We start from the raw sequence: 11,306 nt of genomic DNA, 5'->3' as shown, positions 1-11,306 counted from the left end.
GTTGGTTCCTCCACGGGGGGGGGTGTGGTAGTGTCCCCCCCCGCCGTAATTTTTTCCGGTCGGGGGCCCCCCCATCCGGGTCGGCCCTCGACTGCGTAGCGCCGCAGGTGGCGCAATCAGGAAGGATGTACCCCGTGAGTTCAGGACCGCAGGGCAGCGACCGCCCCCGCCGTCAAGACGACCGTACGGACCGGTCGGGCGGGCGTGACCGGACGCCGCGGCGTGACGACCGCGACCGGCCGCCGTACCGCGGAGACCGCGACAACCGCGGCGGCTCACGTGGGTACGCCGGCGACCGTGAGGGCGGCTTCCGCGGCGGCGACCGCCGTGAGGGTTTCCGAGGGGGCGACCGGGACCAGGGGTCCCGTGGCGGCGATCGCCGTGGCGCCGATCGGGACTCGCAGGGCTTCCGCGGCGGTGAGCAGCGCGGCGGTGGCCGCGAGGGTGGCTTCCGTGGCGGCGACCGCCGCGAGGGCGGCTTCCGCGGAGGGGACCGTGAACGCGGTTACCGCGGCGGCGAGCGCGCCGGCGGGTTCCGCTCCGGCGACCGCCCGGGTGGCTTCCGCCCCGCCGACCGGGACGCCCAGTTCCGCGGTGGCGACCGCGAAGGGTTCCGTGGCGGTGAGCGCCGCGAGGGTGGCTTCCGCGGTGGTGACCGTGAGGGTGGCTTCCGTGGCGGTGAGCGCCGCGAGGGCGGTTTCCGCGGTGGTGATCGTGACAGCCGTGGCGGTGACCGTCGTGAGGGTGGTTTCCGCGGTGGTGACCGTGAGGGTGGCTTCCGTGGCGGTGAGCGCCGCGAGGGTGGCTTCCGCGGTGGCGACCGCGAGGGCGGTTTCCGCGGTGGTGACCGTGACAGCCGTGGCGGTGAGCGCCGTGAGGGCGGTTTCCGGGGCGGTGAGCGCCGTGAGGGTGGCTTCCGTGGTGGCGACCGCCGTGAGGGCGGCTTCCAGGGCGGGGACCGTCGCGAGGGTGGCTTCCGCGGTGGTGACCGTGACAGCCGTGGCGGTGAGCGCCGTGAGGGTGGCTTCCGCGGTGGCGACCGTCGGGAAGGTGGCTTCCGCGGCGGCGACCGCGAGGGTGGCTTCCGTGGCGGTGACCGTCGGGAAGGTGGCTTCCGCGGCGGCGACCGTGAGGGCGGTTTCCGTGGCGGTGACCGTCGGGAAGGTGGCTTCCGCGGCGGCGACCGTCGCGAGGGCGGTTTCCGCGGTGGCGACCGTGACAGCCGTGGCGGTGAGCGCCCTGAGGGCGGTTTCCGCGGTGGCGACCGTCGGGAAGGCGGCTTCCAGGGCGGTAACCGTCGCGAGGGTGGCTTCCGGGGTGGTGACCGTGACAGCCGTGGCGGTGAGCGCCGTGAGGGTGGCTTCCGGGGCGGCGATCGTGAGGGCGGTTTCCGTGGCGGTGACCGTCGGGAAGGCGGCTTCCAAGGCGGGGACCGTCGCGAGGGCGGTTTCCGCGGCGGTGACCGTCGGGAAGGCGGCTTCCAAGGCGGGGACCGTCGCGAGGGTGGTTTCCGCGGTGGCGACCGTGACAGCCGTGGCGGTGAGCGCCGTGAGGGCGGTTTCCGCGGTGGCGACCGTGACAGCCGCGGTGGTGAGCGTCGCGAGGGCGGCTTCCGCGGCGGCGACCGCGAGGGTGGCTTCCGAGGCGGGGACCGCGAGGGTGGTTTCCGGGGCGGCGAGCGGCCGCGCCGGGATGAGCGCCGGTTCGAGGACCGCCGGGGTGAGGGCGGCTACGGCGGCCGTCGCGACGAGGGCGGGCCGGAGCGGGCTGCGGGCGAACGCGGCGCGGCTCCCGCGCTGCCCGACGAGATCGTCGCGACCGATCTCGACAAGGACGTCCGCGCCGAGCTGCTCTCGCTGGCCAAGCCGGTCGCCGAGACGGTCGCCCGGCACCTGGTCGCGACCGGTGTGCTGATCGACGAAAACCCGGCCGAGGCGCTGGCACATGCGTTGGCTGCCCGCCGGCTGGCATCCCGGATCGCCGCCGTACGCGAGGCGGTCGGGCTGGCCGCGTACCACGCGGGGGAGTGGCAGACCGCGATCGCCGAGCTTCGGACGTACCACCGGATGACCGGGTTGCAGAGCCACATCGCGGTGCTGGCCGACTGCGAGCGCGCGCTCGGCCGCCCGGAGCGGGCCATCGACCTGTTCCGCGGCGCCGACCGAGACGCCCTCGACCCCGCGACCTCCATCGAGCTGCTGATCGTCGCCGCCGGTGCGCGCGGTGACCTCGGGCAGAAGGACGCCGCAGTCGCGATGCTCCAGGTGCGCGAGCTGACCAGCGACACGACCGAGCCGTGGACGGCGCGGCTGCGCTACGCGTACGCCGACGCGCTGCTCGCCGCCGACCGCCGCGAAGAGGCCCGGGAATGGTTCTCCCGCGCCGCCGAGGTGGACACCGACGGAGAGACCGACGCCGCCGAGCGGCTGCTCGAGCTCGACGGCGTGCTCATCGAGGGCGACGAGGAGGACGAGGAGACGGCGGAGGAGATCGCCGCGGGTCCCGGTACGCCTGGGGCGGTGCCGGCCCAGCCGGACGTCGACGACGAGGACGACTCCGACGACGACGAGGACGACGACTCCGACGACGACGAGGACGACGACTCCGACGACGAGGACGACGACTCCGACGACGAGGACGACGACTCCGACGACGACGAGGACGCTGACGACGACGACTCCGACGACGACGAGGACGACGACCCCGCCGACGCTGACGACGACGACTCCGAGGACGAGGCGCGGCCGGCCGAGGGCGAACGGGTGAGTCGTGACGATGTGGTCGGCCGGGGTGGGCCGGACGACCCGGACCTCGCCGCGCGTGGCGGGGCGGAGGCTCCGGCGGGTGACGACGAGACGGGTCCGGTCGCCCGGTGACGGGAAACGCCGGGGCGCGGCTGGTCGACGGGTACGCCCAGGTCGTCTTCGACCTCGACGGCGTGATCTACCTGATCGACCGGCCGATCCCCGGCGCCGTCGAGGCCGTCGGCCGGCTGCACGCCGAGGGGCGGGCGGTCGCGTACGCCACGAACAACGCCTCACGCCGGTCGAGCCAGGTCGCCGAACTGCTCACCGGCTTGGGTGTGCCGGCCCGGCCGGAGGAGGTGCTCACCCGCGCGGCCGCGGCCGCGGAGCTGCTCCGCGACCGGTTGCCGGCCGGTGCCCCGGTGCTCGTGGTCGGCGCCGAGGCGTTGCGTGCCGAGATGGCCGCGGTCGGGCTCGTGCCGGTCGACCGCGCCGAGGACTCCCCACGGGCGGTGGCGCAGGGGTATGGGCCGCAGGTCGGCTGGACCGACCTGGCCGAGGCCACGGTGGCGGTCCGGGCCGGCGCGATCTGGGTCGCCACGAACACCGACCGCACGCTGCCCAGCGCTCGGGGTCCGCTGCCCGGCAACGGCTCTCTGGTGGCCGTCGTGCGTACCGCGCTCGGCCGGGACCCGGATGTGGTGGTGGGTAAGCCCGAGCCGGAACTGTTCGCCACCGCCGCCCGTCGTGTCGACGGTGGCCGGACGCTGGTCGTCGGCGACCGGCTGGACACCGACATCGAGGGTGCCCGCAGAGCAGGGCTGGACAGCCTGCTCGTGCTCACCGGCGTCAGCGACGTACCCGAGTTGCTCGCCGCCGAGCCGGCGCGCCGGCCCAACTACGTCTCGCGGGACCTGGGCGGGCTCTTCGACCCGGCGGCGGTGGTGCGGGTGCCCGGCCCGACGGACGCCGGCGGTTGGTCGGTGACGGCGCGGGACGGCGGGCTGGAGCTCAGCGGCGCTGGGACGCCGCTGGACGCGCTCGCCGCCTTGTGCGCCGCGGCCTGGTCGGCGCCGGCGGTGCCCCCGATCCGTGCCGCGTCGGCGGACGTCGCTCGTGTCCTGGCTTCGCTCGGCCTTCCCGCCTGAGCGTGCGCCGGCCTCGTCCACCGCGACGTAACCGGGTTGCGGCAGCGCCCCGCTCGCTCGAAGCCCGAGCGGGCGTCGCCGGCACGAGACGTTCCGCTGGCCTCGGCGTGCCGGTCGTCAGAGCAGCTTGCGGAGCTTCATCAGGTCGAACGGATTGGCCTTGATCGACACGCGGCGGGAGGCGACCGCCCGGCCGATGTCGAGGTCGCCGCGCACCAGCGCGACGAGGTCGTCGCTGCTGGTGCTCAGGGCGATCTTGGCCTTCGGGTCGTCGCCGTCGGTCAGATCGATCAGTCGGCCGCCGGTGAGACGACCGTGGAAGGCGGTGCCGAGGTCGGTGATCCGGCAGGCGAGCGTGCGGTCCAGGTCGACGCGCTCCCGCACCGTCTCGGCGTTGTGGTCCAGCCGGGCAGCGAGCTCGTGCAACGCCTGCCGACACTCGTCCACGCTGGCCACTCGTCGTCTCCTCACCGTGAGCCACGCCGTCCACGGCACCGTACCGCACGGGTCGGTCACCGGTGCCCGGTAGCGTGACACCTGCACACCCCGCCCCGCGGAAGGACTCAGGCATGCAGGACGCGTGGCGCGCCTACCTCGAGCTGGCCATGGGCCTGACGGAGGCGCCCCGGAAGAAGGCCCAGGACGTGGTGCGTCGGGTCGTCGGTTCGGGTGGCACGACCGCCGCCCAGCTCCAGGCGCTCGGTGAGGAACTCGTCTCCACCGGCGTGGCGAATCGCGACGCGCTGACCAAGCTCGTCCGCTTCGAGGTCGACCGTGCGCTCGGCCGGGTCGGGCTCGCCACCGCCGAAGAGGTCGCCGAGCTGACCCGGCGGGTGCAGGACCTGGAGCGGCAGCTGCGGGAGGCGCGCTCGGCCGGTGCCGCGCCCGCAGCCGGCACGAGCCGGACCGCGCCGGCCGGCGGCCCACCACAGGCTCCCGCACCGCCAGCGACGCCCAGCGGCGACGCGACGGCCGGCGGGCCGCCGCCTTCCGCCGGTCCGGTGCCGTCCGGCGGGTCGCTCTCCGCCCCGGTCGCCATGCCGCCGGCGAAGAAGACGGTCGCGAAGAAGGCCGTGGCGAAGAAGGCGGTCGCGAAGAAGGCCGAGCCCGGCAAGGCCGTGATGCGTCGCTCACCTGGGACGCTCAGTCCGACCGGTGGGGACGCCGAACCGGCGCACCCGCCGAAGAAGGCCGTTCGCAAGCAGCAGCCGGGCGGTGCCGAGTGACCGTCCCGTACCGTCCGGGTCCGCCGCCCGGCGGCTCGCCCGGACCCCGGCCCGGGCCGCCGTCCGGTGGCCTGCCCGCCGTGCGGCCCGGCCCACCGCCGGGAGCGCGCCCCGGGCTGCCGACGTCCGGTGCGCGCCCGGCGCCGCCGTCCGCCGATGATCTCGACGGGCAGGGGCACCCCGCGGTCGACGCGGCCGTGCAAGCGATGATCAACGCCTCGTCGCTCGCACCGGCCGACCAGGTCGCCCAGTACGAGGCGGCGTACGAGACGCTGCGCGAGACCCTGGCCGGCATCGACCAGGCATGAGACCGGAGAACGAATGGCACGTCGCAACCGGCTGGACGCAGAGCTCGTCCGCCGTGGCCTGGCCCGCTCCCGTGAGCAGGCTGCCGCGCTGGTGGAGGCCGGCCGGGTCCAGCTGCGCGGGGTACCGGCCCGCAAACCGGCGGCGATGGTCGACCCCGCCGACGCGCTGCTGGTCACCGGTGCGGATCCGGCCCAGGAGTACGTCTCCCGAGGCGGGCACAAGCTGGCGGGCGCGCTCGAGGCGTTCGGTGGGCTGGCCGTCACCGGCCGGCGTTGCCTGGACGCCGGCGCGTCGACCGGCGGCTTCACCGACGTGCTGCTGCGCGCCGGCGCGGCCGAGGTGGTGGCCGTGGACGTCGGCTACGGCCAGCTCGCCTGGCCGCTGCGCACCGACGAACGGGTCCGGGTGTTCGAGCGGACCAATGTGCGCACACTCGCCCCGGACACCATCGGCGGCCCGGTCGACCTGACCGTGGCGGACCTGTCGTTCATCTCGCTGCGGCTGGTGCTGCCCGCGCTGGCCGGCTGCACCAGACCGGACGGTGATCTGGCGCTGATGGTCAAGCCGCAGTTCGAGGTCGGCAAGGAGCGGGTCGGTGCCGGCGGGGTGGTGCGTGACCCGGAGTTGCGCGCCGAGGCGGTGCTCGACGTGGCGGCGGCCGCCGCGCAGCTGGGCCTGGGTCTGGCCGACGTGGCCGCGAGCCCGCTGCCGGGGCCGAGTGGCAACGTGGAGTTCTTCGTATGGTTACGCCGGGACGCGCCGCCGGCCGACCCGCAACGGGTGCGGGCGGTGGTGGCGGCCGGGCCGCGGGGCCCGGTGACGCCCGGTGACGTGCCGGGTGCGGCGGCGGAGGAGGTCGCAGGGTGAACGCGAGCAGCGGAGGTAGCGCGGTGGGCCGACCGGCCCGGCACCGGGCCGAGGCGGATGCGCCGCGGCGTCCCGTGGCGACGAGGTGGGCCCGGTGACCCGGACCGCGTTGCTGGTCACCCACACCGGTCGCCGGCGCAGCACCGAGCACGCCCGGGCGGTCGCCGCCGACCTGATCGCCGCCGGCTTCGAGGTGCGCGTCGTCGCCGAGGAGGCCGAAGACCTCGACCTGCCCGGCGTCGTCCCGGTCACCGGCCTGGAGGCCGCCGAGGGCGCTGAGATCGTCTTCGCGCTCGGCGGGGACGGCACGTTCCTGCGTGCGGCGGAGCTGGCGCGCCCGGCCAAGGTGCCGCTGCTCGGCATCAACCTCGGCAAGGTCGGCTTCCTCGCCGAGGCGGAGATCGGCGATCTGGACAGTGCGGTCCGCGACGTGGTCGCCCGGAACTACAGGGTCGACGAGCGGCTCACCCTCGACGTCACCGCCGAGTTCGACGGCGGGCCGACGATCGAGTCCTGGGCCCTCAACGAGATCAGCGTCGAGAAGGGGGAGCGGGCGCAGATGCTCGAACTCCTCGTCGACGTGGACGGCCGGCCGCTGTCCCGGTACGGCTGCGACGGTGTGGTCTGCGCGACCCCCACCGGCTCCACCGCGTACGCCTTCTCCGGTGGCGGGCCGGTGGTGTGGCCGGAGGTGGAGGCGTTGCTGCTGGTGCCGATCAGCGCGCACGCGTTGTTCAGCCGGCCGCTGGTCACCGCGCCCACGTCGACGTTCGCGATCACCGTGGAGCCGTTCACCACGCTCGCGGTCATGAGCTGCGACGGCCGCCGGGTTTACGACCTGCCGCCGGGTGCCCGGGTGACGGTGCGCCGGGGCGCGCTGCCGGTGCGGATCGTCCGGCCGCGGGATCGCCCGTTCACCGATCGGCTGGTGGCCAAGTTCGGCTTGCCGGTGCAGGGGTGGCGCGGCTCGCGTCGCTGAGCGGCGCCGGCCACGCCCCGTCCCACTCGCCGGCCCCGGTCGGACACCCGGCCCTTCCGCTGCGCGCATCGGCGCGACCCGAACCAGGCTGTCCGTAACCTGTCGGACACGCGGCGGTCGTTCCGTCGTGGCTGATGTGTCCACCTGGCGACATGTCGCCGGTGCGGCGTGTGCCGACTAGTGACCGCCAGGTGATCTCCGTCGCAGACTCCGATCGGTCGCCCCCGAGGGGTGCCGATTCTGGAGTAGAGGAGCGCATCTCATGCACTGGTCCCCACGCTGGCTCGCCGCCGGCGCGGTCGGGGCGCTGGTTGTCGGGCTCGCCGCACCGGCGTCAGCCGATCCGCCCGCCCGGCCCGCCGGCCCGAGCCCGGCCCCGCCCGTCCCTGGCGCTGCGCCCACCCGCGTCACCCTGATCACCGGTGACCAGGTCGAGCTCGCCCAGGCAGCCCCGGGCCGCGTCGCCGCCACGGTCCACCCGGGACCGGGTCGTGAGCGGATCACCTTCCAGACCGTGTCGGCCGACGGTGGGCTGCGGGTGCTGCCCAGCGATGTCGTGCCGTACGTGTCCGCCGGGGTGCTCGACGCCGACCTGTTCGACGTGGAGGAACTCGTCGCACAGGGGTACGGCGACGCCGCGCAGGGCAGCCTGCCGCTGATCGTCCGCTACCAGGAGTCGGCCGCCGGTCGGGTCCGGCCGCTGGCCGGGGCCGCCGCCCGGCCGCTGGAGAGCATCAACGGCGCCGCGCTGCGCGTCGACAAGGATGAGCTCGACGAGCTCTGGAGCACGCTGCGGAGCACGCCGGCCGACCGTACGACCGCTGCCGGCGGTGCGATGCGGCTCGGCGCCGGCATCGCCCGGGTGTGGCTGGACGGGCGGGTCCACCCGGCGCTGGAGCACAGCGTGCCGCAGATCGGCGCCCCGGTGGCCTGGGCGGCCGGCCGGGACGGCAACGGTGTCGAGGTCGCGGTCCTCGACACCGGCGTCGACGCCACGCACCCCGACCTCGCCGGGCGGATCGCCGAGGCGCAGGACTTCACCGGCAGCGGCAGCACCCGGGACGGACACGGCCACGGCACCCACGTGGCGGCCACCATCGCCGGCAGCGGCGCCGCCTCCGACGGGCTGCGCAAGGGCGTTGCGCCGGGTGCGAAGCTCCTCGTCGGAAAGGTGCTCGACGACTCCGGCTCCGGCTACGACTCGGGGATCATCGCGGGCATGGAGTGGGCCGCCCACTCCGGCGCCAAGGTGGTCAGCATGAGCCTCGGCGGCAGCCCGACCGACGGCACCGATCCGATGAGCCAGGCGGTCAACGACCTCACCGCCGAGACCGGCACGCTGTTCGTGATCGCGGCCGGTAACGAGGGCGCCGCACAAACCGTCGGCAGCCCCGGCGCGGCCACCTCGGCGCTCACCGTCGGCGCCGTCGACCGCAACGACGACCTGGCCGACTTCTCCAGCCGCGGCCCGCGCGTCGGCGACAACGGTCTGAAGCCGGAGATCACCGCCCCGGGTGTCGACATCGTCGCGGCCCGCGCCGCCGGCACCAGCATGGGTACGCCGGTGGGCGAGGCGTACACGACCGCGTCCGGTACGTCCATGGCCACCCCGCACGTCGCGGGCGCCGCCGCCATCCTCGCCCAGGAGCACCCGGACTGGACCGCCGGCAAGCTCAAGGACGCGCTGGTCAGCACCGCGAAGAACAATCCCGAGCTGACCGTCTTCGAGCAGGGCGGCGGCCGGGTCGACGTGGCCCGGGCGCTGGGCCAGCGGGTGTACGCCTCGGCCACCGCCGACTTCGGCCGCCTGGCGACCGGCGGCCCGGTGGCCGAGCGGACCGTCACGTACAGCAACGGCACCGGCGCGCCGCAGACCCTGCGTCTGGCGCTCCAGCTGCGCAACCTGGACAGCGGCGCGGAGGAGGCCGACGGGGTGTCGTTCGGCGGCACCGAGGTGACCGTGCCGGCCGGCGGCAGCGTGGCCGTCCCGCTGCGCGCCGACCCGACGAAGCTGGACCGCGGCCCGCACGGTGGCTGGCTGGTGGCCACGGGCACGGACGGCGTCGCCGTACGCACGGCCGTCGGTCTGACCGTCAGCGGTCCGCTGCACACCGTCACCCTGAAGGCGCTGGACATGGCCGGGCAGCCCGGAGTGGCGACGGGGCTCACCCTGTTCGGCGAGCACCCCGAGTCCGACTACCTCGGCTGGGTTCCGGGCGAGTCGCAGGTGCAGGTCGAGGAGGGCCCATACCTGCTGGAGGCGCTGTTCGAGCACGGCGCGCCGCTGGACGAGCAGCTCACCCTCGTCACCGACCCGGAGCTGACTGTCGACCGGGACCTCACGGTGGTGCTTGACCCGCGCAAGGGCACCCCGGTGCGGATCGAGACGCCGAAGCCGGCCGAGCAGCACGCGACCATCAGCTTCTACGAGCACCGGGTCTTCGGCAACGGCCGTCAGGTCGACCACGGCACGATGGCGTTCAGCACCGTGCAGCAGGTCAACGTCACGCCGACCCGGCCGGTGCGGCAGGGCGAGTTCGAGTTCTCCTCCCGCTGGCAGCTCGTCGCGCCGATGGTCGACGCCAGGTTCAGCGAGGTCTCCGGGCCGCTGGACATCAACCTGATGGGTCAGTCACCGGCGCCGGCCGGCCGGCGGAAGCTGCCGGTCGTCTGGGGCGGCGGCGGCACCCCCGCCGAGTTGACCCGGGCCCGGGGCGCTGCCGTCATCGTCGAGGGCAGCGCGGACCGCGCCGAGGACGACCAGATCGCCGCGGCGGCGTCCGCCGGAGCGGCGGCGGTGTTCATCGTCCGGCCGGCCGATTTCAGCGCGTGGACGGTGTGGCGCCCCACCGGCGATCGCCTGCCCATCCCGTCGATGGCGGTGGCGCACGACGACGGGCAGAAGCTGATCGCGGCGGCGAAGACCGACCGGGCGACCGTGGATCTGACGCTGACCGTGGACAGCCCCTACCTGTACGACGTGTGGCAGGTGTCGAAGGGGCGGGTCCCGGAGAAGATCGTCTACAAGGTGACCGCGGCGAACACCGCCGAGGTCGACGCCCGCTACGGCGACACCGGGTCCGACTGGGCCACCGAGCAGCGGTTCGGCTGGCGGCCGTGGCAGGAGTACTCGTGGAACGACGATCAGCGGATGGTGCGTACCGGCACCACCCGGCAGGAGTTCGTGAGCTCCGGTGACTCGTGGTGGCAGCAGCGGGTGCTGCACAAGTTGCAGTTCTCGTGGGGACCGCTGCTCGGTGGTCTGACCGAGCAGCCGCGCCGGTACGCCGCCGACGACCGGATCGCCACGAGCTGGTACGCCCCGGTGGTGCGTCCGGCCGTTCCGGCCGGTGGGCCGGCGCCGACGCGTACCGGCGACGACCTCGACCTGCGGGTGTTGGAGTTCGTCGACGCCGACGGCCACTACAGCCCGGCGGGCGCCGGCGAGGAGCGGGACACGGTGCAGGCCCGGCTCAGCCGCGACGGCGAGCAGATCGCCGACCTGTCCGGCGGTTGGGCGCCCGTGCCGACCACCCCGGGTCCGGCGCGCTACCGGCTGGACGTCACCACCGAGCGTTCCTCGGACGAGTGGGTGCACGCCACGCGTACGGAGACGGCGTGGCAGTTCACCTCGGCCCGGCCGACCGGGGACGCGGCGCAGCCGCTGCCGCTGCTTCAGGTCGACTACGACGTGCCGGCCGACCTGCACGGTGAGGTGGCGGGCCGTAAGGCGCACAAGCTCGGGCTGACCCTGCGCCAGCCGGCGGGGACGGTCGAGCCGGCCGGCACCACCCTGCGCGTCGAGGTCTCCTTCGACGGTGGCCACAGCTGGCGGCCGGCGTCGGTGAAGGGCTCGGGCACCCGGTTCACGGCGACGGTGCCGGCCGGACACGGCACGGTGTCGCTGCGGGTGCACGCCGGCGACCGGGCCGGGAACACGGTCGACCAGACCGTGATCGACGCGTACGGCCTGCGCTGACGCGGGTGGGGGCGGGACGGGCCCGTCCCGCCCCCACCACCGGTGTCAGAGCCC

The 11,306-nt window shown here is 74.8% G+C and carries 9 protein-coding genes; 7 read left to right on the top strand and 2 right to left on the bottom strand.

All coding sequences use genetic code 11. The features are described 5' to 3' along the window. Nucleotides 1-275 precede the first annotated feature (275 nt). On the bottom strand, nt 276-1,946 hold the full coding sequence (locus tag ABZS42_RS31485) for a hypothetical protein (RefSeq protein ID WP_355151547.1): 1,671 nt from the start codon (nt 1,944-1,946) through the stop codon (nt 276-278). Here ABZS42_RS31485 and ABZS42_RS31480 point away from each other — a divergent pair. Both ABZS42_RS31480 and ABZS42_RS31475 read left to right on the top strand, forming a co-directional pair. Continuing rightward, entirely contained in the window at nt 1,857-2,876 is a 1,020-nt protein-coding gene (locus ABZS42_RS31480) for a Replicase polyprotein 1ab (RefSeq protein WP_355151546.1), read from the top strand. The two genes, ABZS42_RS31485 and ABZS42_RS31480, sit on opposite strands and share 90 nt — an antisense overlap. After that, nucleotides 2,873-3,892, top strand: a complete 1,020-nt coding sequence (locus ABZS42_RS31475) for an HAD-IIA family hydrolase (RefSeq protein WP_355151544.1) — start codon at nt 2,873-2,875, stop codon at nt 3,890-3,892. Before ABZS42_RS31480 ends, ABZS42_RS31475 begins: the two co-directional genes overlap by 4 nt. A 117-nt stretch (nt 3,893-4,009) precedes the next feature. On the opposite strand, the gene ABZS42_RS31470 is transcribed toward ABZS42_RS31475, so the two are convergent. Further along, complete coding sequence (locus tag ABZS42_RS31470; protein ID WP_355151543.1) at nt 4,010-4,348, bottom strand: SCP2 sterol-binding domain-containing protein; 339 nt, start codon at nt 4,346-4,348, stop codon at nt 4,010-4,012. 113 nt (nt 4,349-4,461) lie between these two features. Between ABZS42_RS31470 and ABZS42_RS31465 the strand changes: the two genes are divergently transcribed. From ABZS42_RS31465 to ABZS42_RS31445, 5 genes are all read left to right on the top strand, one after another. Beyond that, complete coding sequence (locus ABZS42_RS31465; RefSeq protein WP_355151541.1) at nt 4,462-5,118, top strand: hypothetical protein; 657 nt, start codon at nt 4,462-4,464, stop codon at nt 5,116-5,118. Continuing rightward, complete coding sequence (locus ABZS42_RS31460) at nt 5,115-5,426, top strand: hypothetical protein (protein WP_355151540.1); 312 nt, start codon at nt 5,115-5,117, stop codon at nt 5,424-5,426. Before ABZS42_RS31465 ends, ABZS42_RS31460 begins: the two co-directional genes overlap by 4 nt. A 13-nt stretch (nt 5,427-5,439) precedes the next feature. Further along, nucleotides 5,440-6,294: a TlyA family RNA methyltransferase gene (locus ABZS42_RS31455; RefSeq protein WP_355151538.1), complete on the top strand. Its 855-nt coding sequence runs from the start codon at nt 5,440-5,442 to the stop codon at nt 6,292-6,294. Nucleotides 6,295-6,388: 94 nt separating this feature from the next. Beyond that, nucleotides 6,389-7,273 (top strand): NAD kinase, encoded by an 885-nt coding sequence (locus tag ABZS42_RS31450; RefSeq protein ID WP_355151536.1) that lies wholly within the window; start codon nt 6,389-6,391, stop codon nt 7,271-7,273. Nucleotides 7,274-7,535: 262 nt separating this feature from the next. Continuing rightward, nucleotides 7,536-11,252: a S8 family serine peptidase gene (locus ABZS42_RS31445; RefSeq protein WP_355151535.1), complete on the top strand. Its 3,717-nt coding sequence runs from the start codon at nt 7,536-7,538 to the stop codon at nt 11,250-11,252. Nucleotides 11,253-11,306: the final 54 nt, after the last annotated feature.

The sequence above is a fragment of the Micromonospora sp. NPDC005367 genome, from assembly GCF_040606825.1.
GTDB lineage: Bacteria > Actinomycetota > Actinomycetes > Mycobacteriales > Micromonosporaceae > Micromonospora.
Note: the sequence above shows the minus strand (reverse complement) of the source record. Positions and strands in the feature narration are given on the sequence as shown.